At 68.5% G+C, this 20,925-nt stretch carries 18 protein-coding genes and 3 pseudogenes; 4 read left to right on the forward strand and 17 right to left on the reverse strand.

The genetic code is table 11. The annotated features are described in order from the left end of the window. Nucleotides 1–632 (forward strand): transposase family protein (locus G3I40_RS11355; RefSeq protein ID WP_164302043.1); only part of this gene is annotated, 632 nt, incomplete at its 5' end. On the opposite strand, the gene G3I40_RS11360 is transcribed toward G3I40_RS11355, so the two are convergent. The 7 genes from G3I40_RS11360 to G3I40_RS11390 all read right to left on the reverse strand — a co-directional run bounded on the left by G3I40_RS11360 (nucleotide 608) and on the right by G3I40_RS11390 (nucleotide 6,201). After that, nucleotides 608–1,768 carry a ThiF family adenylyltransferase gene (locus G3I40_RS11360; protein ID WP_164302044.1) on the reverse strand — a complete coding sequence of 387 codons (1,161 nt, stop codon included), beginning with the start codon at nucleotides 1,766–1,768 and terminating at the stop codon, nucleotides 608–610. The two genes, G3I40_RS11355 and G3I40_RS11360, sit on opposite strands and share 25 nt — an antisense overlap. Next, complete coding sequence (locus G3I40_RS11365) at nucleotides 1,743–2,003, reverse strand: multiubiquitin domain-containing protein (RefSeq protein ID WP_164302045.1); 261 nt, start codon at nucleotides 2,001–2,003, stop codon at nucleotides 1,743–1,745. Before G3I40_RS11365 ends, G3I40_RS11360 begins: the two co-directional genes overlap by 26 nt. 113 nt (nucleotides 2,004–2,116) lie before the next feature. Beyond that, complete coding sequence (locus G3I40_RS11370) at nucleotides 2,117–2,401, reverse strand: DUF3892 domain-containing protein (RefSeq protein WP_164302046.1); 285 nt, start codon at nucleotides 2,399–2,401, stop codon at nucleotides 2,117–2,119. Nucleotides 2,402–2,547: 146 nt separating this feature from the next. Continuing rightward, nucleotides 2,548–3,525: an ImmA/IrrE family metallo-endopeptidase gene (locus G3I40_RS11375; protein WP_203643858.1), complete on the reverse strand. Its 978-nt coding sequence runs from the start codon at nucleotides 3,523–3,525 to the stop codon at nucleotides 2,548–2,550. Nucleotides 3,526–3,592: 67 nt separating this feature from the next. Next, on the reverse strand, nucleotides 3,593–4,501 hold the full coding sequence (locus G3I40_RS11380) for a hypothetical protein (RefSeq protein WP_239091666.1): 909 nt from the start codon (nucleotides 4,499–4,501) through the stop codon (nucleotides 3,593–3,595). Nucleotides 4,502–4,581: 80 nt separating this feature from the next. Continuing rightward, nucleotides 4,582–5,535 carry a hypothetical protein gene (locus G3I40_RS11385; protein ID WP_164302049.1) on the reverse strand — a complete coding sequence of 318 codons (954 nt, stop codon included), beginning with the start codon at nucleotides 5,533–5,535 and terminating at the stop codon, nucleotides 4,582–4,584. A gap of 198 nt (nucleotides 5,536–5,733) precedes the next feature. Continuing rightward, on the reverse strand, nucleotides 5,734–6,201 hold the full coding sequence (locus G3I40_RS11390; RefSeq protein ID WP_164302050.1) for a hypothetical protein: 468 nt from the start codon (nucleotides 6,199–6,201) through the stop codon (nucleotides 5,734–5,736). A 3-nt stretch (nucleotides 6,202–6,204) separates the two neighbouring features. Here G3I40_RS11390 and G3I40_RS47045 point away from each other — a divergent pair. Further along, nucleotides 6,205–6,377: pseudogene (locus tag G3I40_RS47045) on the forward strand (IS3 family transposase); the annotation flags it as partial. Nucleotides 6,378–6,833: 456 nt separating this feature from the next. Here the strand turns inward: G3I40_RS47045 and G3I40_RS11395 are convergent. From G3I40_RS11395 to G3I40_RS11425, 7 genes and pseudogenes are all read right to left on the reverse strand, one after another. After that, nucleotides 6,834–7,598, reverse strand: a complete 765-nt coding sequence (locus G3I40_RS11395) for a hypothetical protein (RefSeq protein ID WP_164302051.1) — start codon at nucleotides 7,596–7,598, stop codon at nucleotides 6,834–6,836. Then, nucleotides 7,582–9,801: a hypothetical protein gene (locus G3I40_RS11400; RefSeq protein WP_164302052.1), complete on the reverse strand. Its 2,220-nt coding sequence runs from the start codon at nucleotides 9,799–9,801 to the stop codon at nucleotides 7,582–7,584. The genes G3I40_RS11395 and G3I40_RS11400 overlap by 17 nt, the downstream gene beginning before the upstream one ends. Nucleotides 9,802–9,847: 46 nt before the next feature. Continuing rightward, a complete protein-coding gene (locus G3I40_RS11405) occupies nucleotides 9,848–10,390 on the reverse strand; it encodes a hypothetical protein (protein WP_239091667.1) in 543 nt (180 codons plus the stop codon). A gap of 710 nt (nucleotides 10,391–11,100) precedes the next feature. Then, a pseudogene (locus G3I40_RS11410) lies at nucleotides 11,101–11,364 on the reverse strand (transcriptional regulator); the annotation flags it as partial. Between the two features lie 252 nt (nucleotides 11,365–11,616). Continuing rightward, nucleotides 11,617–11,937 (reverse strand): annotated as a pseudogene (locus G3I40_RS11415) (5'-nucleotidase); the annotation flags it as partial. Nucleotides 11,938–12,103: 166 nt separating this feature from the next. Further along, on the reverse strand, nucleotides 12,104–13,198 hold the full coding sequence (locus G3I40_RS11420; protein ID WP_164302053.1) for a hypothetical protein: 1,095 nt from the start codon (nucleotides 13,196–13,198) through the stop codon (nucleotides 12,104–12,106). Between the two features lie 2 nt (nucleotides 13,199–13,200). After that, nucleotides 13,201–15,060, reverse strand: a complete 1,860-nt coding sequence (locus G3I40_RS11425; protein WP_343244895.1) for an AAA family ATPase — start codon at nucleotides 15,058–15,060, stop codon at nucleotides 13,201–13,203. A gap of 783 nt (nucleotides 15,061–15,843) precedes the next feature. Here G3I40_RS11425 and G3I40_RS11435 point away from each other — a divergent pair. Continuing rightward, the gene (locus G3I40_RS11435; protein ID WP_203643859.1) at nucleotides 15,844–18,408 is read left to right on the forward strand and encodes a DEAD/DEAH box helicase; all 2,565 of its coding nucleotides are present in this window, start codon (nucleotides 15,844–15,846) and stop codon (nucleotides 18,406–18,408) included. A gap of 954 nt (nucleotides 18,409–19,362) precedes the next feature. Beyond that, nucleotides 19,363–19,671, forward strand: a complete 309-nt coding sequence (locus tag G3I40_RS11440) for a hypothetical protein (protein ID WP_343244896.1) — start codon at nucleotides 19,363–19,365, stop codon at nucleotides 19,669–19,671. 24 nt (nucleotides 19,672–19,695) lie between these two features. On the opposite strand, the gene G3I40_RS11445 is transcribed toward G3I40_RS11440, so the two are convergent. The 3 genes from G3I40_RS11445 to G3I40_RS48120 form a co-directional block, all read right to left on the reverse strand. Next, nucleotides 19,696–20,064, reverse strand: a complete 369-nt coding sequence (locus G3I40_RS11445; RefSeq protein ID WP_164302054.1) for a hypothetical protein — start codon at nucleotides 20,062–20,064, stop codon at nucleotides 19,696–19,698. An 89-nt stretch (nucleotides 20,065–20,153) separates the two neighbouring features. Further along, nucleotides 20,154–20,327, reverse strand: coding sequence for a hypothetical protein (locus G3I40_RS11450; RefSeq protein WP_164302055.1), 174 nt, complete (start codon nucleotides 20,325–20,327; stop codon nucleotides 20,154–20,156). Between the two features lie 264 nt (nucleotides 20,328–20,591). Beyond that, nucleotides 20,592–20,720: an RHS repeat-associated core domain-containing protein gene (locus G3I40_RS48120; RefSeq protein WP_343244897.1), complete on the reverse strand. Its 129-nt coding sequence runs from the start codon at nucleotides 20,718–20,720 to the stop codon at nucleotides 20,592–20,594. Between the last annotated feature and the right edge of the window lie 205 nt (nucleotides 20,721–20,925).

Genomic DNA, 20,925 nt, shown 5'->3' on the forward strand with positions numbered 1-20,925 from the left:
CGCACCTTCGGAACGCAACAACGTATGCCCAGCTCGCGGCGGGATTCCGGGTCGGGACGAGTACGGTCTACCGCTACGTGACCGAGGCCGTCGACCTGCTGGCCACACTCGCACCGACGCTCGCGCAGGCAGTCCGGGCGGCGTCGATGAAGGCGTACGTGCTGCTCGACGGGACACTCTTGGCCATCGACCGGATCGCCGCCGACCGCCCGTTCTACTCGGGGAAGCACCACAAGCACGGCATAAACGTGCAGGTCATCGCGGGTCCGTTCGGTGAACTGCTGTGGGCTTCGCCGGCATTACCTGGCGCAGTCCACGATGTGCGCGCGGCCCGTGAACACGGCATCGTCAACGCTCTCGATCAGGCAGGCATCACCTGCTGGGCTGACAAGGGCTACCAGGGAGCCCAGGGAACGATTCGGGTTCCCTTTCGCGGCCGGTGGAGCACACTCTCAGCAGGTCAACAGGCTGTGAACCGCTCTCAAGCCAAGATCCGGGCCCTCGTCGAACGAGCCATGGCTACCCTCAAAACCTGGCGACTCCTGCGCAAACTCCGATGCTCGACCACCCGCATCACCGCCACCGTCCACGCCGTCGTAGTCCTGCATCAGGCCAGCTCAGCAGCAGGATGAAAAGGGTTCAGTGAGTACGTGGTGTGGCTCTCGTCGGTGGCGTCGGCATAGATGCCGAGGATGCGCTTCCAGCGGATGGCGGCCAGGACGGCGTTGAGCGCGTTGAGGTCCGCGGTCTGAATGTTGCTTGCGTAGGCGTCACGTTCCGGTGCGGGCCGGGGAATTCGCCGACGGGCGTCGTCGCGGCGGCCGGGAAGACTGGTGGTGACGCGGAGAAGACCACTGAGGTGGCCGTCGATCTCTTCGATTCCCATGCCGACGTCGATGAACGGCACGTCGCGGGCTTCGAGCCAGTTGATGATGGACGGCTTGCCGGCGGCGTCGTCGGAGGCAAGGAAGACGAACGTCGCCTCTTCGAGGAGATCGAGGTTGTCCTCGTCGAGGTACTGCGCGCAGCTGGTCACGCCGCGGTGCATGTTGGCATAGACCGAGGCGAAGTAGGCGGCCTTGTAGGGGCGTTCGCGGAGCGTGTCGAGGGTGGGGGCGCCGGGCGCGCGGAAGGCGTTGTGGTTGTCGAAGGTGTCGCCGTCGATGAGGAGGATGGAGTCGACCTCGGTCTTGGCGACCTGGTCGAGGATGTAGCTTCCGCTGCCGCCGAGACCGATGATCGCGATGCGCTGTCCTCGGAAGCGTCGATTGATGGCCGTGATGCCGGCGCGGGAGGTGGCGGTGTCGCGGTAGGCGAAGGGGCTGTCGTCGTCAAGCTCCTGCCACGCGGCGCCGGGGGTGGGCGTTGCCGAGGAATCGAGGGCGCGGGCGTGGTCGGTGACGATCCGCACGTATGCGGTGATCTTCGTGTACTGGTCGGGGTAGCCGTCCGGGGGCTTGCTGGACAGCATGAAGTTCGCCTGCATGTCCTCGGTGATCGCCCGTGTTTCCGGATTGGTGAGAGTCAAGGGGCGGCCGTGCTCGTCGCAGGGAGTGGAGCCGCCGAACCAGATGCGGTGGTCGGTGCCGGAGACGAGGCGGTCTCCGGCGACAGTGGCCGGGTGGGCGAGGAAGCCGTGCTCGACGGTGCGGTTCTCGGTGACGTACGGGATCCGGACGATGATGTGGCCGGCGACGAGGGTGACGTCGTAGCCGTCGTCGAGGAGGCGGGAGAGGTCGGGGTCACGATCGAGAAGTGCGGTAGACATCGAAGACCATCCCCTTCTTCACTCGGACGTCGTGGCCTGCGGTGAGGCTGCCCGCTCCGTGGCCGTCGTGGCCGCGGCTGTAGCGGACGGTGTAGGTGTCCTGGTCGTTGGGTTGCTGGCCGGGGTAGGCGAGGCCGACGACCTGCTCGTAGGTGATGTCCTTCGCCTCCCAGGTGTGGGGGCGGGCATTGACGATGATCGTGACGGGCGCGGGGCCATGGTTGTCCTGAGGCATGAGTTCTCCTAAGGGAAGAGTCGTGTGTCTGCCCGGAGGTGCCCGGGCGGGCGAGCGTCCGGCGGGCCGCCGCAAGGGAGTGGCGCGCCGGACAGCCATGGAGCTGTGGCGAATTAGCGCCGGGGAAGGGCAAGGAGGTTGTTGGTCCACACGCCATCGGCGTGGGTCCGCAGGTGCTTCTCACCTCGGGCGGGCGTCACCACGGCGACTTCCGTGCGGTGTCCGTTTCGGTCGCTGGTGTATGCCTTGCCGGACTGGTTCTCGATCCAGTCGACGACCTGCGCCCGGGTGCTTTCGCCGGTCTTGCCGGACGTCTGGTTGGTCCACCACAGGTGGGTGATGTGTTGGTGTGCGGTGCCGCCGGGCGACAGGCGCACTGCGGTGATCTGGATAGCCATCGTTCTGTTCCTGCCGGCGAGGTACCGACGGCGCCCGCGGCCGGCGCCCGGGTTCCGTGAGCCCCCCTGAGTGGGGTGCTTCGCCTGGTACAGACGACGTAACTCGCGGGTAGCGGTGAGCGTGGTACAGAGGGGGTGGTGAAGCGTCAATCGCAGTCGAGACAGCGGTCGCTGCCTGCGCGGAACATCGCGGGCGGGTGCCGGATGAAGCAGCCTGTGCAGAGGCGATCAGTGACGCGAGGTGAGCAGGCGCAGCTGCCGCATTCGGGGCACGGAGGGACCCGGCAGCTTGCGCAGGCGGGCTCGAAGGAGCGGTACTCCTCGTCGCAGTTCGCGCAGATGTAGTCGCGTGCGTTAGGGCCGGTGTCGCGGGTGGGCCGGGTGAAGGCGCGCCAGGGGGCGGAGTCGGTGACGAGGACGGCGACGAGGTAGCCGTCCATGGGCGCGGTGTCGGTGTGCAGTTCCCGTCCGAGGATGTCGTCGCGGTAGCGGACCTGGGTCAGCCCCTGTGCGTGGCCGGGGCCGGTAAGTGCGCGGTCGATGACGGCTGTGTCGCCTTGGAAGCTGCCGCGTCGCAGGGGCGGGAGGCCGTGGGATGCGGCGAAGGCGAGGTGTCCTGTGGTGTCGATGAGGAGGATGTGCCCTGGCGCGGGGAGGCGCTGGGCCGCTCGCACGCAGACGGCCATGCGGGAGGCGTTGCTCGCCTGCCACAGTTCGGTGATCGCTGCGGCGGTGGGCCCTTTGGCGTCCAGGTGCTGGTCGACGAGGTGTGCGGGAAGCAGGATCTGGGCGGCGAAGGCGTCGCAGGCGGCATCTTCGAGAAGGACGCCGCGGTCGGCTTCCCTACTGAAGGGCTCCATGAGGTCGAAGCTGTTCTTCTGCAGGTGGTGGCCGAGTTCGTGCAGGGCGGTGAAGTCGCGCCGTGCGTGGCTGTTGGAGGTGGCGACGGACAGGCGGGGTGGGGGGCCGGAGTCGTACGCGCCGGCAACACTGCAGCCTTGGGCTGCCTCGTTCTCGGGGACGTCTTTGACGGTGAGTTCGGGCCAGGTCCGCAGTTCTGCGAGGGTGTCTTGTGCCAGGAGCTCGACGGCGCCGGGGCGGGCCGTTTCGAGTTCTGTGATCATGGCGGCAGCCTGGGCGCGGGCGGCGCTAGCGAGCACGTAGTTGACCACTCGGGGTAGCCCCTCTCCTCTAGTCGTCCAGGCGCAGTTCGAAGTAGCGGTCGGTGCGTGCGGTCCAGTTCGGCTGGGTGCGGTTGTCGTCGCGTGCTGCGAGTGTGTAGACGCCATAGGCGGCGCGCAGACGGGCGGCGTGTTCGGTCTCGTCGTGCTGGGCGGCGAGCTTCTTGACCTGGCTGCGTCGCAGGGGTCGGTTGAGTTCGTGGACGACGGCGGGTGGCAGGGCGGGGTTGGCGTCGAGGAAGCGGGCGGCGGGCTGGCCGAGGAGCGCGGCGAGCGCGGCGGCTTGATCGGCGGTGAGGGGCTGCTGGCCCCGCCACACGTCCAGTGCCAGAGGGGGCGGCAGTTTCAGTTCGGCCGCGAGCTGCTTGACGGTGATTCCATGCTCACCGAGGAGCTCGGCGAGACCACCCGCTCCTTGCGGAGCCCACCGCGCGGAGCCGAGGACCTCAAGGTGGCCGGTGAGAACGGCACGGTATTCATCTGCCGCTGCGGACAAGACGATACGGTTCCCCCACTGGGCGCCGGTCACTGTGTTGGCGAGCGTATGGGCGGTGAGGTTGTCGGGGCGGCTGGTCAGCTCGCTGACCTGCCGGTCCAGCACACACCACGGCACAGTGGTCTCCAGGCCCCACCACAGGGCGAGCGGCTGTTCCAGGGTGGTCGCCTGAGCGGGCAGGAGCAGGGTGTCGGCATCGGCATACCGTTCGAAGGAAGCCGTCACGGCGCGCAGGGTGTCGTCGTCACTCGCTGCCGTGATCAGCAGCAGCTGGATGGTGTCTTCCCATACTGCGCGCCAGATCTGGCCCGGTTGCGGGTCCTGGGGTGGTGCGGTGGCCACCTGGCGGACGGCGTCGGGCACTTTCAGTCCCGCCGCGGCGGCCACCAGCCGTTGGTAGGCAGTGGCGTGGACAGAGCTCATACCGTCTCCCCCGTCTCCTCGGCTGCGGTCCATCAGCGCATTCTCTTCTCACTGGATCCAGACGACGTAACTGGGGCTGCTCACGAAGGAGCATCGTCGCAGCGCAGCAGCAGGGCGGCCATGACCGCGTGGGGGTCACTGTTCGCGGATAGGGCAGTGCGGAGGGTTTCCTTGAGGTTCGCCAGGACGGCAGCAGCATGGGTTTGCCGGATCTCCAGCAGCTGCGCCGCATGATGGGCGTCCTCGTCGAGGTAGGGAAGCAGTCGGCGTTCGTTGAGTGAGAGGCGCTGCCAGATGTCCTCGGCCACTCCGCCGACGCCCGTGGGGTCCGGTGCGGTGATAGCTGCATGCTGGTCGACGAGTTCGGAGACGGTCCCTTCATCGGCGTACAGCCCGGTGAAGCGGGCCGGTGCCAGGAGTTCGAACCGAGTCTCGAGGACCTTGGCGAGGTCTTCCTCCCGAACCGCTCCCTGAGCGTACTGGAGCACGTGCTGGAGAATGGTCTTGAGGGCATCTACTGTCTGCTTCGGAGTGGGGCCGGAGTGGTTCCAGCGGGTGATCCCGACGCCCGTCACGCGTGCCGCCTGTGCGATGAGATCGTCGAGATCTCCCTGCCACACGGCTCCTTCGGTGTGATGGCCCAGCGCCCAGCGCGGCGGTGAACCGCTGCTCTTTCGATAGGCCGTGTCCTCGTTCATCAAGCGGGCGATGCGGCGGCGGAGCTTTCCCCGCGGCGTCTTCTTCGCTTCATCGATGAGGAAGTTCTTGATGGAGGCGAGGAACAATCGCTCCAGGGATGCCTCGTCAGCGGCCTGGACAAAGCAGATAGTCACGAACCGTCGCCCCGCGCCCTCTTGGGACAACATCGCACCGATCACCTCGTAGGCCGCGTCGTCGTTCCAGGCCGTGTGCCCTTCCGGGGGCGGAAAACCGGAGGCTCGGCGCACCTGGTGGACCAGCCGCAGCAACAGCTCAAACGTGGCTGGCCCGAGCTCGCCGCCAGCCTGCAATTCCTCGAAAGCCCCGTTTGCCACGATCCACCCCCGATCCCATGCTCCCCGCCCGGCGCCTGCAGCCGCGGGGCTTCGGATCTACATACACCACCGTGTGCCCGCCGGGTGCGTGACACGCCCAAGGACCCTCGCCCGTCACAGTCCTCCCGCGGGGTTTCAGTGTCTGAATTCCCACGCCCAGCTGGCTGCCCGGCAGCACATCGGCGCTGCCGGGCGGGGTCACCACTGGGGCAGTGCGGAGCGGTCCTGGGCCGTGATGTGGAGGGTGTGCAGGCGCTGGGCCCGTGTGGGGCGGACGATCTCGTACCAGTCAGTGCCCTCCCGCAGGCGACGGGCGATGCCCGTGTAGTGGCGCCAGCCGAGTCCGATGCAGGTCTGCCATGTCGTGTCGGTGTAGCGGCTGCCGGTGACGGCCTCTCCGTGCAGGTAGATCGAGTCGGGGGCGTGGGTGGCTTCGAGGTGGGCGAGCGCCGCTGCTACCGCGCGGCGCAGGGGGCTGGTGTCCGTCCATCGGGTGAGCGCCTCGCGGGCTGCGGGGTGGGCGGGTTGGGCGTCGCGGAGCTGGAGTTGGCGGATAGTGATGGCTTTGCGGTTGACCAGGTCGGTGAGGGTGATCTTGCGGAACTGGGTGAGGACTGCTGGAGCAAGCCGTCCACGAGGACGCCGGAGGCGGCCCAGCCGCCACAACCGCTGGAGGCGGAGAACGCGGCCTTGCGGAAGACGATCCGCGAGCTGGAGGAGGAACGCGAGATCCTGCGAAAGGCGGCCAAATATTTCGCCGGGGAGACGCGCTGGTGAACCGCTTCCAGTGCGTCGCCGACCTGCAGCGCCGCTACGGCGCGAAGCGGCTCTGCCACGTCCTCGCCGAGGAATCACTCAAGCTGCGCATGAGGGTTGACTCGATGGGCGGCGCCTCTGGCACTCGAGCAGATCACACGAGTTGCGCCCGCCCTTCCCGCCGGAGGCCCGTCTCAGCGGTCCGGGCGGTGACGCAGCCGCGGCGTCCTGCACGCCCCGTGGGTGTCCCAGGCATCCGCCCCCGCAGCACGCCGCACCTGGCCGGCCTTCGCTGCCGTGGGGCGGATCCACGAGAAGGTCACCCGGCGGATGCCGAGCGCCCCTCGAAGTCCGAACCCCGGGTATGGCCTGCCTCTTCCGGGCCGCCACGGACGGATCCGGGACCCTCACCAACCGGCGTACCCGCCCTGACGGGCTCAGCCGGGATGGCTGCGCCGGTCCGGTCGGCCCGGTGCCGAGTCGGGCCGCTGCCACGAGGTCGGCACATGCCCCCGCACGCCCTCCCTCGCGGAGCCCTGAGCTCACGGCGCACGGGGAGCCGGCCCCTGGCCGTTCGTGGTCGCGAGACCGGCTGCGGTGTGCTGCAACTGCTGGGCCAGATCGGGCTGATCGTAGCGCAGGACGATCTGGGCGAGGCTTCGCACGAGGTTCTCGCGCTGGTCGGCCGCGAGGTCGTGCACGAAGCTCTGCAGGACGTGTGCGACCTGGACCCAGGCGTTGTCCGGGGCGTAGGCCGTGATCTGGCGGGTGAGCTCCTCGAGGGTGTGGATGCTGTCCTTGGCGGAGTCGGGGTGTTGGGTGAGCCAGTAGGCCAAGGCCAGCGTCGGTGTGGTGACGAGCTGTTCGTGGAGTTCCCGTGCCGCCTGCAGACGTTGGCGCTGGGCCTGTGCGTGCAGGGCCTCGTCGTATTGACGTCGTTGCAGTGCGGTGGCTGCGGCACGGTCCGGCTCGTTCACGGTGAGCCGGACGTCGGCCCACAGGAGGCGAACGGGAGTGTCCGCGAGGTCGTGGGCGGTCCCCAGCACGGTGTTGAGGTGGGCCTGTGCGGCGAGGACGTCGGTGAGCGGATAGACGCCGGTGACGGGGCGGGCGAGGGTCAGGACGTGGTGCAGGGCCGCCTGGCCGGGGTTGTGGTGGGGGCGGGCGCTGGGTGTTTCCTCCCAGCGCCCCTCGAGGTGGGCGTCGAAGCGGTAGCCGGGCGTGCTGCTCGGCAGCGGGTGGCCGGTGGGGGTGAGAGAGCCGGTGCGCGGTGTTGGCCAGCCGGCAGGATTAGCTCTGCGGCGCATGGGGCTCCGGCGGCGCGGCGGGATCCTGCTTCTGCAGGGCTTCGAGGTAGCGGTCGCGCAGGTGCAGTGCTTCTCCGACCTGGTGTGTGGGCGCCGGTGTGGGGGCCCAGCTGAAGAGAAGCTTTTGCATGGCGACGAGGCGGCTGCCGCTGTAGTAGGGGTCGTGGTTCGCGTGCACGGCTTGGCGGAAGATCTGCTCGATGGTGTCGGTCAGGGAAGGGTGTTCCAGGGCGGCCTGCATCCAGTGGCCGAAGGCCTCGATCACGCTGTGCGGCGGTTCGCCGTGCGTGGGCAGGCCGTTGCGCCACATGCCGGCGAGCCAGGTGAGGTCACGGTCCGTGTCGGTCAGGAGGGAGGGGCCGGTGGGGCCGCGGCGTTGAGCGAGGTGGGTGAAGGTGTCGCGCGCGGCTTGCTGCTGAGACCGGTTCGTGGCGTCTGCCCACTGGTTGAGCTGCCTGCGGATGGCACGGCGTTGGCCGTCCTGGTCCCACAGGGTGTTCAGTGTCTGGCTGATGGTTTCGGTGACTTCGTCGCTGCGGGCACCGTCGGCGGTGATGGTGGAGGAGGCCAGTTCGGTGAGGCGGCTGAGCATGCTGGTGGGGTGGACGTCGATCAGACGGCGGCAGGCTTGTACGAGCACGATGATGAAGGGGTCGCTGAGCGTTCCGGCTTCGCCTCGGGCCCATCTGCGCAGGGCGTTGCGCACGAGGGTTCCGGCGTGCTCGTCGAGGGCGGCCAGCACGAGCATGTCGCAGGCTGCCTGCTGCTGCGTGGAGGACCACTGCTCGCCGAGTTCTTTCAACAGCCGCACGGTGCGGTGCCGGGCGGTGTAGCGCACGGTCCAGTGGCTGACCCGCTGTGCGAGGAGGCGGGCGGCCTGGGCGGCCTCGAGACTGCCGACTTGGGCGGCGGTCCAGGTGGTGAACTGCTTGAGCAGGTGGGGGCGGTCGTCGAGGAAGTAGTCGACGACCGCTTCGGCCTTGTTGTGGTGCCGAAAGCGGATTGTGCCGTCCGGCAGCAGATCGGCGTCGGCGGCGTCGGCCAGCGCGATGACGCCCAGGCCCTTTTGGCCGGGGCGCGGGGCGGGGTCCTCGTCGAAGTCGTCGGCCAGGCTGGCGGAGGCCTCGTAGACGCTCTGCGAGGTCGCTCCTTCCAGGACTGCGGCCGCCAGCAGGAAGTTGCGGTAGTCACTGTTTTGGTGCTTGTTGTGCCAGGCCAGGAGCGTGCCGCGCCAGTTCTCTGCCGCTTTGACGATGCCACCTGCGAGTCGGTCAATGTATTTGCGGTCGTGTGCAGTTGCTTCGGTGAGTCGGCCCGCGTCGCGCTCGACCTCCTCGGTGGCGACGATGGCACCGGCCCAGGCGGCGACCTGTCCCGGCAGCAGGTTCTTGATCCCTCCGGTGATGGCGGGGTGATCGGTCCATGTGCCGTGGTCGACGAGGAGCGGTGCGGATTCGAGGAGCTTGGCCAGGATCTCCGCGGGAGGTGGTCCGGTGATCTCGTGCGCCAGGCCTTCTGTGTTCTGGCCGCACCTGGTCCAGGCGGTCACGCTCATCAGCACGACCAGGAACGCTCCCTCGGGCAACTCGTCGCTGTTGTGTTTGAGTTCACGGCCGAAGCCTGTGTGCGGCATTTCGGCCCGCATGTCCAGGATCCAGCCCGTGCGCTCCTCGGTCAGTCCGGCGACGTCGAAAGGGGCACCGGGTTCTCGGCTGACCTGGCGGATGGTGTCTCCCACCCGGGGCCGCAGCATCTGCAGTGCGGTGGTGAAGCGGCCGCTGCCGTCCCCGCCGGTCAGGACGACGATCCGCCGATCATCGAGGATCTTTGTGATCGCGGTCTCGTCGTCGAGGTGCCCGACATAGGTGCGCAGACAGTCGTCGATCTCTTTCCTCGTGAGCGGGATGCCGCGCAGCCTGTTAATGCTCTGCTGGATGAGCGTGCCGATCGCGAGCCCGTTGTTGGTGCCGATGCGCTGAAGCGAGCGCCATGCGGCGTAGGACTCGGCGCGTGGGGGGCCTGCGTCAGGGTGGAAGGCGGCCTCGTCCGGGAAACCCGCCGGTCCGGTAGGGGCGGCCGAAGATGCAGTGGCCAGCGGCGTGCCGTTGGAGGTGCCCGGGGCCGCGGGGTCGGCGCTCCGTGGACCTGCGAGGTGGTCGTCGGCGGCGGGCGGTTGGTGCTGGTCGGATGAGGGTTTGGACATCGCGAAGGACTCTCCTCGGGGCCGGCCGGGAATGGGGCGTGGCAGATCAGCGAAAGGAACCGGGCGTGTTCCTCCCGCCGCGGATTCGGATCCCGACGACGTCGCCGGTCTTCTCGACCGTGGTGAAGTCCTGGATGGATTGCAGATTGCCGTCTGCGGTGTCGGTGTCGATCCCGGTCATCTTGCCGCGCACGGTCTGGCTCTTCTGATGTGCGTAGCTCCCCGAGGGCTCCCGGTCTTCCTCGCCCGCGAACGTCAGGCGTTGTCCGTAGATCTCTTCGAGATTGCCTCGCAGTTCGCCCAGCAGGCGCAGCAGTCCGGTGTCGGTGATGTCCACTGTCTGCGGGTGCCGCCGGTAGACGTGCAGCAGGTCGCGCAGTCGGTCCAGGTCGCCGAGCCGGTTGGTGAGCTCGGTCTCGTCGGCGGTGAGCGGCAGGCTCAGTTCGCCGCGCAGCACCTCGTGGCCGTCCAGCTCCGTTTCGGGTGCTGCGCGCCGGTTGAGCAGGTTGTCCAGGCGCTGGTAGAGGAACGTGAAGGTGGCCGGCAGTCCTGCGCCGAGCATGGCGGACAAGGCGCCGAGGTCTGTCATGAACTCCCCCTGGTGTACGGCCGGTTTCGGCAATGCTTGAAATTCTCACCTGCCCGACGCGGCCGAGATCGGCTGTCGGAAAAGATGACCGAAAGGTGGTTCATCTCGTCAGTCACACACGTTTCATCTGTCCCTTCTTTCTCACCCGCGGGTTATTCCCTCGGGGGTCAGCCGGCGTGGGGCGGGCGCGATTCGCCCCCTTTCCCTTTCTCCTGTTCCACTCCCGTGGGCCGGGCAGGTAAGTCTGGCGCCATGTGCCCCCACTGCCGGTAGACCAGCTCGTCCGGGTGTCTGGCCAGGCGTGCCTGACGCCAGGCGGCGTCGAAGGAGATGCCGCGCCTGCTGCGGTAGACGGCCCAGGCCGCCCTCCAGCTGGTAATCGGGGACAGCAGCACACGCCATGAATGGGAACTCATAGAGATCAGCGTCATAGCCGGCTGACGGGCTGGGCGACCGTTTTGAAGTAAACGGCCGCACCGGCCAGGGTCGCGGTCAGAACAAGACGTTCGTGCTCTGACTCACAAAGTTCTTCACCGCCGTGTGTCTCTCCTGGAGAGGATCCCTGGATTCGGGCCAGGGGCGATGAATCGCATGCTCGAAGAGCCGGTCTCTTGGCGCTGATTGACCGTCGCAAGAGCGCAATTCAGTCCGATCCGTCGTCACTGTCCCACAGGACGTGATCACTGCTCCGTGACGGTCATGTCCAGGGCTCAGGCGGCGAAGCCGATGTTCATGACGTACTCGTAGGAGCCGAGGTCGGCGGTGATGTCGTCGAACCAGACCCTGTCCATCGCCCGGCCGTCGCCGGCTGCCCACGCTTCGACCATCCGGTCCCAGTGCCGCACGTTCAGGGTGCGGAAGGAGACGTCACGCTGGAGGGGGCGCCCGACCTGGGACTGGTTGAGGGGGTGGAACTCGACGCAGGTGCCGCGGCCCTGCCAGTTGAGGCGCTGCACGAGGTAGCGGGCCACGTTGCGGGGTCAGCCACGGCGCAGCGGACCACAAATCCCCCAGTAGACCACCGCGCACGTTCGTCGCCGCCCCAGAACCATCGCGCACCAACGCACATATGGGCAGGCGGCATTACTTGCGACGGAGCCCGAGCCGTGAGGCATGGCGGTTACGGCCAGCGCCAGGCGCTGGGGGTACTCGACCGGGGAGCTTCTACGGCCCTGGCGACGTCAGTGGTCGTCATTGGGAGAACGGCGCGTACGCCCCCGGCGGGATCATTCGTTGATCTTGCCGAAGGGGACGTGCACGCTGGGCGTACTACCCGAAGTGCTGGCGAGGTGCCCGACCTGATCATCGAAGAAGATGTGTGGCTTGAGGACGCCCATGATCGCACTCTTCTCTATGCCGCCGAGAAAGACCATCAGGCCCCACTCTTTCAGACTGCGGACCGCGCGTTCATGCGCCGGCGCATTCCGGGCTGTCACGAGGGAGACGTGGACTCGGATCTTGTAGGTCTCGCCCTTGGCGAGTTGTTCCCGCTCCCGCTGCTGGATGCGGTTGACGCTGGCAAGGAAACCTCGGAGCGGCCCGGAGTCTCGACCTGGGCATGTGGACCGCCAACACCCGCAGACGCGCCGACCGGCTGTCCCCAGAGCGACGCACGGCACTCGACCAACTCGGCATGCGCTGGTGATGCCCGGCCCGTGGTTCGCGGGCGTCGGGCCGTACGCGATTCGGTAGGGCGGGACACCGGCCGGACCCTCACTGCAGACCTGATGCCGACCCGCTGAAGAACCAACGCCGAGCATCAGCCGGTGGGGTTGGCGTACACCTCGGCCACACGGTCGGTGGCGGCGGCGTGGGGCGTGCGTTCTTGCGGCGTTTGGCGGGCGGGGGCTGAGGCGGGCGCAGGCGGCAGTCCTCGGCGAAGTCGGTGAGAGGCGGCAGCGAGGTGCAGCCGAGCGGGTCGGTGAACAGGAAGTCGCTTCTTCGTGCTGTGGTGAGGTAGTGGGTGTATGCCGCAGCGCGCAGGAAGACCTGGGCCCAGTGCGGAACGCGGTGGGTCACGTAGGGGTCGTAGGGCTGGGTTCGGTCGTGAAGGGTCAGGGTGGTGCCGTCTATGGCGATGTCGGCAATGCGGACACCGCTGAGTTGGGGCATTGTGGCGGCCGCGAAGCAGGCGGTGGCCAGTTTGGCTGCGAGGTGGGGATGTGCGGTTGCGGCGTGCAGGCGTTGGGTGATGCGCCTTTGATCGTGGCGGGATACGTGGGGTGCCGGTGCCCGGCAGGCGCAGTGGTTGCTGGTGTAGGCGCAGTTCAGGGGGGTGAGGGATGGCAGGTTGATCCAGTGCTGCGAGGGGTGGGCTGGGGTGGCGGGGGGTTCTTCGGTGTCGTTGTCCTTTCGCAGGGAGAGGGTCGCCTCGGCGTCTGCCAGGAAGTGGTCTGTGTGTCGCAGGGTCCGTTCCAGGGCGGTGCTGTGGTGTTTGTGGCAGACCATGGCGAGGTGCAGGCCGGTTCGGGTGCGCAGGGTGAGGAGTTCGGTGAGGGCGCGGGGGCTCAGGAGATGGGTGCGCAGGACGGTCAGGGAGGTGATGGGCAGAGCGAGGATCCACGCGGCGCACAGCGTCCAGGCCGGCTGGGTGTCCAGGGTGCGGTAGCCGGTCAGGGGAACGGGTTTGCCGAGGGCGGCGAGGATGTCGTAGGCGAGCGCGAGGGTGGAGTTGGTGCCGGGGGTGGGGTGGACGGTGATGCGGCCGTGGGCGGGATCGTGGGCGGCGAGAGCCGCGCGGGTGTGGGTGACGTCGTCGTGCGGGTCCATGACGAGGGTGATCGGGGGCGGGTGGGGGCAGGTGAGCATGGTCAGGCGGCCTGGCGGGTGCGGAGTTTGCTGTAGGCCCAGCGGAGGAGTTCTTCGTCGATGCGGGTGCGGCCGCTTTCGCGCAGGCCGGTGGTGAGGTGGCGGGTGATCTTGGCCCAGGCGCGGAAGTTTCCGTGGGCGGCTTCCTCGTCGCACAGGGCGATCAGGTCCGGGTCCGCGTCGTCCCACAGCGGGTGGAAGGCCGGGACCACGTCCAGGATCTCGTCCAGGGGCATCCGGGTGATCTCCTGCCAGGCGTAGACGCGGGATTCGAGCATGGGCTCGCTCTGCAGCATCTCGAAGCAGCCATTGCCACCGGTGAAGACGATGGTGAGGTCGGATTCGGTGTCGTCCCACAGGTAGCGCAGGTACTCGAAACACAGCTTCGACAGCCACTGCGCCTCGTCACACACCAGCACCCGTGGTTCCTGCAGGGCCGCGCGGAACATGCGGTCGAACTCGATCGGATGGGCCGGTGGGCGGCCGGGCAGGCCCAGGGCGTGGAACAGCTCGTGGCGCAGGTCCCGGGTGGAGGGGCGGGCGCGGAACTGGATCCGCCGGGTGAGGGTGGGCGCGAGTTCGCGCAGGCAGGCGTTGACGGCGAACGATTTGCCGTTGCCTGCAGATCCGTAGATGCAGATCATCGCGCGGGACTCGACCGCGCTGCGGATGTTCTCCCGCGCGGTCAGCAGGGCGCGAGTGGAGACCACCTGGGCGCCGGGCAGGCGCATGAAGTGATCCTCCTGCGGGGCGGGAAGTCGTCCCCGCCGGGGTGAACTGGTGATCGTGCATGACTCCTCATGCTCGGAAGGCATCTTGGCCGACAGGCCTGCGTCGGAGGACGGCGGCCGCTTGCGGGGGCGGGCCCAGGTCGCAGGCGGCTCACGGGGCGGGATCAGATCCGGCAGCGCGCGGGCGGCCAGGTCGGTGGTCTGCGCCTGGTTGATCTCTGCTTGCGCGTCACCGGTGGTCTGGGTGCGCCGGCGCCCGGGCGTGGCCGGCGTCGTGGTGGCGGTGTAGCGGGGGCGGCGCCGTTTCTCCGCTGCCCTCAAGTCCGCCCTCAGGGCTTGGGCCTTCCTGGTGCGGATCGTGGCCAGCGCGCGCTGCTGGGCTCGTGTGGCAGCCTCGGCAAGGTAGGCGGTGCCCAGGTGCTGGCCGTTTCCGGTGGCGGCGAACACTTCCACCGTGCCGTCGTAGTGCGGCAGGTAGCGCAGCCTGACCGGCGTGCCGACCTGACCGGTCATCCAGGGGGCGATGTAGGGGCGGCGCCGCCAGGACACCCCGTTCGTCGTGATCTTCCTGACCCGCCCGTCGTCCTCCAGCGCGAAGAACGCCAGATGCTCCTCGGGGACGACCTCGATGGGTGCCGGGTCCGCGTCCCAGGCCTGCTGCGGGGTGCGGCCGCCGGTCAGGCCGCGGGGGTGGTGCTCGGTGTTCCACCAGGAGACCCAGTCGAGTAGTGCCTCAACGAAGTCCTCGAAGGGCAGGAGGTCCTCGGGCCGCTCGGGCTGGTAGGCTTCGGCGGCCCGGGCGCGGCGGGTGTAGCCCGGCATGGAGACGAACAGCATCCGCTCAACTGCACCGTTGAGCCCTTCGATCGTTCCCTTCCGGTAGGGGGTGTAGGCCGGGAGGTCGTCGACCGCGACAGCGAACACGCCCAGGGCCCGGTACACGGTGCGGCACAAGAACTCCTTGCCCCGGTCGACGCGGACCCGGGCCGGCAGGCCCCCGAACGGCCCGTACGGAGTGGTGCGGCTGATGCCCGTCCGCAGCGCTGCCAGTACCGCGTCCCGGCCCGGCTGATGCGGTGTAACAGCCACGCCCACGATGGCTTTCGTGGCGACATCGATGAACCACGTCACCCATGGACATACCGTCTGCTCATCGAGGCGGACCTGGACCGGGACCCGCTTGTGGTCCCCCTCCCAACACGCGTTCCGGAAAGTCGGTGGACGCTTGCCATAGACATCAAACCCACGACGCGCGGCCTCCCCCGACCGCAACCCCGCCCGCTCCCCCGCCGACAGCTCTTGGCGCACCGCCCGCTGCAGCGACCTCAGCGAGGGAGCAGTACCTCCAGCGGCGGCTGCCTCGGCGCTCAACTCACGGTGTACCGCGGCGACGTTTCCACCCCACATCGCCATCCGCGCCCGCAGATCATCCGGGACCGACGTCCCCGGCCGCGCAACCGAGGTGAACCGTCCCTCCGCAACAGCACGGACGTGCGCGGTCGTTACCTCCTCACGGCCATCCAGCGCCATCAGCCGGACCATTGCCGCTTCGCGCCCCACAGCCCGCGGCATCATCCCGTTCGGCATCCCCACCCCCGGCCCCTCCGAACGCCTGGAACGAGGGAATGTCCATGCCGTCGGCACGTCATACCGACCCGCCGAACCACCCCACACGAACGGCTGAATCAGCTGCCGTTCCGACCACAACCCGCAGGCCATAGCGCTACGCCAGCACGATCAAACCCCGCCCGCCTACAAAGGCGACACCACAACAACACCGGAAAGCGACAGCAGACTTCACCGCGAAAACGACACCCGACACCACTCACCAACCCCCAAACCCCCAGCCCAGACCCCGCAACCAGCACTGAAAACCCATGACGCCACACCGCTGAAAAACCAACGACGCCCATCATGGAGGCGGTCGATGGGATCCTGCGGGCCCTTCAGGCGCCCGTGGACGGGCATCTGCCGCCTGCGGGGCTGCGGTGTCAGTGCATCGCGGCCACCGGTTCCGGTAAGACGCTCATCGCGGCCGCCACCGCCCACAGGCTCGGTGCGCGGCGGGTGTTGGTGCTGGTGCCGACGCTGAGTCTGCTCGTGCAGACCGCGGCCGCGTGGCGGCGTGACGGTGGCCGTACCGGGGCGATGCTCGGAGTTTGCTCCCTGCCGGCCGCCGACTCGCAGGGGGTGCCGTGCACGACGGATGCCGCTGAGCTCCTGGCATGGACCCAGGACCTGGATGTGGTGACGGTGTTCGGCACGTACGCGTCGGTCGGGGTCCTGGCGAAGGCGCACGCGGCAGGCATGCCGGCTTTCGACCTGGTGGTCGTCGACGAAGCCCACCGCACGAGTGGGGACGGGTTGAAGGCGTGGGCGGCTGTGCACGATCAGCAGCGGATTCCTGCTGCTCGGCGGTTGTACATGACGGCGACGCCGCGGGTGTGGCAGACCGCCGAAGGGACCGCAGTGCCGCGGGTCGTCGCGAGTATGAGCGAGGACTCCCCCATCTTCGGGCCCGTCGCGTACAAGCTGACGCTCTCGGAGGCCATCGGGCGCGGTCTGGTTGCCCCGTATCAGGTCGTGTGCGTGGACATCCGCGACCCGGAGCACGGGCAGCGGGTCCAGCTCGGGTCGGGGACGGAGCGGGTGCGAGGGGCGCGCCTGGCGGCGTTACAGGCCGGGTTCCTGACCGCGGCCGCGCAGGAGAGCGTCCGCAAGCTGCTCACCTTCCACTCCCGTGTCGTCGAGGCCGAAGCCATGGCCGAAGGCATCCGCGGCGCGGCGGCGCGGTTGTGGGAGGACGACCCGCGCACCTATCCGGAGCCGCGGCGGGTGTGGGCCTCGTGGCTGCACGGCGCGCATGCGACGGCCCACCGGCAGGCCGTGCTGGAAGAGTTCGCCTCCGACGTCATCGAGCACCAGGCCGGCCCCGGAGACGACGATGCGCGGCCTGCGGAGCGGGCCGGGGAGCGGGTGCTGTTGCCCGCGGCGTTGCGGGTTTTGGCGTCGGTGAAGGTGCTTGGTGAAGGCGTCGATACCATCGCGGACTCCATTGCATTCGGTGACGTGCGCGGGTCCATGGTCGATATCGTACAAATGGTCGGGCGGGCTCTGCGCATGAAACCGGGGCAGGGGAAAGTCGCCTCGCTCATCGTTCCGGTATTTCTCGGTGAGGACGAGAATATCGACGAAATGCTCACCTCCGACGCCTACAGCGGCCTGGCGAAGATCTTGGAAGCGTTGCGTGCTCACGACGCTGACGTGATCGAAGCACTCGCCGACTCCCGCCCACGCACGGGGGGTTGGGAGGACGAGAGCGTTGACGAGGGTGCGGACGTCGGTGTCGAGGATGAATTTCAGGATGACAGCGAGGGTCTGGAGGGCGGCGAGGTGCCGGATCCGGTCAGTCGTGGGGCGCGGGAGCTGTTGAAGTTCTCTGCGCCGCGGGATCCGGCGCAGTTGGCGCGGTTCGTTCAGTTGCGGGTGTTGGAGCCGGAGGGTGCGTACTGGCGGCGTGGGATCGAGGCCGCGGCCCGGTACGTGAAAGAGACCGGGGGCGGGTCGTTGAAGGTGGCGTACGACTACGTCACCCCGGCGGAGTGGGCGCCGGGCGGGTTCCCGCTCGGGGTGTGGCTCAAGACCCAGCGCACCGCCCACAAGGCCGGACGCCTCGACACCAACCGGGCAGCGAAGTTGGACGAGCTCGGCATGGTCTGGTCACATCGGGACCTCGCCTTCGACGAAGGCCTCACCGCCGCCCGGGAGTGGGCCGAGGTGCACGGGCACTTCCTGCCGCCACTCACCGCGGTGTGGAACGGGTATCCGGTCGGGAACTGGGCCAAGACCCAACGCGCCGCCGCGAAGCTGGCCGACGCGATCGAGGGGCGGCGTGCGGCCGGCGAACCCGTCGGCCCGGAGACCGGGGCGCTTCCCGACGCGCGCCGCGAGGCCTTGGAAGAGATCGATGCCGAGTGGTGTCCGGCTGCCTGGGACCTCGCCTGGCAGCGCGCCTTCCGCCTTGTACGGATCCACCTCGCCGGCGGTGGCGGCCTGCCGAGCGGGCCGGGTGACGTCGTCGTCCAGGGTGAGGACCTCGGACGCTGGATGCAGGCGCAGCGGTACGGGTGGGAGCAGCTGTCGACCGCGCAGGCGTGGCTGCTGGCGAACGTCCTCGGACTCGAACCGGCGAGCGAGGACGAGCGGCCCGTACGCCGGACCCAGGACCACAAGTGGTTGCTCAACATGTCCGCGGCTCGGCAGTACCACGCGCGCGAAGGACACCTCAACGTGTCACGGAAACACGTCGAGGAGCTGCCCGTAGAGGCGGCCGGACCCGCCGCTTCGGGACGCGAGACCACCCCTGAGGGGACTGTCCTGGTCGATCTGGGCATGTGGATCGCCAACACACGACGGCGGGCTGAAAAACTCACCGATGCGAGGCGGGCAGACCTCAACGACCTCGACATGCGCTGGTAGGGGCCTGTCCGTTCGCCGTGCGGGTTACGGACGTGGACGTGCTCCGTCTGTTAGTGATCAATGAACAGCGGGGTATCGGCCCATCATGGAGCGATGGTGGAAGCGGATCGGCGCGGCGGTGGCAGCAGGAGTCGTAGTGGCCGCCGTTGTGACGCTGGTGGTAGACCGTTCGTGGGGCTGGGACTTCGCAGTTCGATGTGTGCTCTATGGAGTTCTCTATGCGCTTTTGGGGCCTTTGGTGGCGCGCTCCCGGCGCCGCGCTGAGAAGCGCGATGCGCAGCACAGGCGAGAAATCCAGGAGGCGCGGCGCAACCGGTGCTGAAGGCGGTCGAGGCGGGGCGGCTGCATGTGCGTGGTGCTGGCGACCAGACGGGGCGCTGGCAACGCTCGCTGCGTTGTTACCAGTGTTGACCAGGTCGGCCAGACGGGTGCTGCGGAGAGTCAGCGGTCCGATGCCGCAATACAACTGGGCCCGATGGTCCGCGGCCCGGGCAGCTCCGTGCCCCGCCGCACACCCCGCGCCGCCCACTTATCGGGTGTGCGAGGGCTTGCGGGTGAGGAAGTAGTGCGCGGCCTTCGTCTCCAGACGGCGAAGGCACGGTGCGCTGCTGTGGAGCGGGGCGTGCTGTCCGCCCCACTGCACCGGGCCGAGCCACGCCGGTGCGCTCGCACCACAGCCAGCACTCACCGGTGATCCGTCCGCGGTCCAGGGCCGGCCTTTCGTCACTTTGTGCTGGCTCCGGCCGCCCCCGTCAGGGCACGGGGCGGAGGGCGGCCGGGTCCTCCTCGGGCCCCGGAGCGAAGGACCCGAGGGGTCGTAGGGCCGGCTAGACGTCGCGGGGTTCTGCCAGTCCGGGCCGGTCCGGGAGAGGGGCGAGGCTGAAGCGCTCGCGGCAGGTGCACATCCGAAGAGGCTGGCGCCGGGGCCACTGGCGTGGGCGAGGGCGACACTCTGTGACCTCGGAGATCAAGCGCGGGGAGATCTGGACCCTGCCCGACGGCCGCGACGTCCTGGTCGTCTCGCTCACCGGCCTCGACGAGGCGTACGGCGCCATCCTCGCGATCGTGCTGCACGCGCCCGGCCGCTACCCCGACACCGCCATGTCCGTCGTCATCGACGACCCCGTCGCCTGCACGGCCGTCGCGGTGAACCTGCAGCAGTTGCGCACCGCGCGCTTCGCCGGCGCCACTCGCCGCGGCACCGTGGACCCGGCCGTGATGTCCCGCGTCGACCAGGCGCTCCGCGCTGTCCTCGATCTCTGATCCGCCGTGCCCCGGCAGTACGGCTCAGCGTGCTCCGGCCCACGGGACGGTCCGGGTCCACGAGCGGCGCAGCCGCAGCGGCGGGTGCGTACGCAGCGTGGCGGACAGCTGCAGCAGCCGCGTGAGCAGCGGCATGCCCTGGCCGGCCAGTAGCTGGGACAGGGCCGTTGCTGAGGTGGCGCGGCCGCAGCGCCGGGCAGCGGCGCTGCCGCAGGCCAGCTCGGCCCACCAGGGCCAGGCGGTGCACGCGGCGAGCACCGTGAGGATCGCGGCCTCGGCGTACGGGAGAGAGGGCAGTACCGCACTCGCCACGATGAGTCCGGCCTGGAGCGGGGCCATGATGACGAAGGTGCGGGAATCGCCTCGTTCGATGTCCGCGAGCTCGTGCTCCACGATGCGCGGCAGGCACGGCCGTCCTACGGGGAAGAACCACAGGTGCCCGAGTCACCGTCGCGTGCCCGCCTGCAATGGCGGGGCAGCTCTCATACGATCAGGCTGAAGACCAGACTCGCGAGAAGGAGCACCGCAGCAGTCAGTCCTGCCGCTCTGAACGTCGTCTTCCTGTCGCTTCCCGTCTCACTGTGCATGAAGAGGATCAGGAAGACCGCCAGAGCGCCTCCGCTACCCGCGATCAGCGCATTCGCCAGCGTCTGCATGACTTGTACTCCCTCAACGCGAGTTCGGCAGTGTGCGGATGGAATGAGACAGGCAGCACCTTCAACCACCAAGGCGATGCCGACAGCCGCGCCCACTCCTGCTGCGCCCCCTACCCCCACAGGAGATGCGGCAACAAGACCGACAACGCCGGCCGCAGCGCCCACAGCACCGAGCGCGAAGTCCACATACTCGAGAGGTGAGTTGCCCAGCCCGACGGGGTCGATGCGGTTGACGGGGTCGCCTGCGGCGTAGAGGTAGGGGTTTTATTCCTGGCCAGAGGGGTCGGGCTGGGTGAAGCGGCCGATGTCGGGGTCGTAGTAACGCGCCTGGAAGTGGATGAGGCCAAGTGAGACAGGGCCAGAGATTCGCTGTAACTCCCGGTCATGGAAGATGCATCGAACGTCTTACGGTCCCCGCACCCAGGGCCCGGACACGATGAGTACCCGCTCCCTGCGTGGTTGTGAGGTTAGGAACGGCCGCGCTTGCCTCGCCGTAGAGCTCCCATCGCATTGACCACGGCAAGAACAGCGAGGGCCCCGCCCGCAAGATACGAGATGGAAGATTTACCGCCCGGGCCGACGAGCAGAAGAATGCTCA

The organism is Streptomyces sp. SID14478 (assembly GCF_010548525.1).
Classification (GTDB): Bacteria; Actinomycetota; Actinomycetes; order Streptomycetales; family Streptomycetaceae; genus Streptomyces.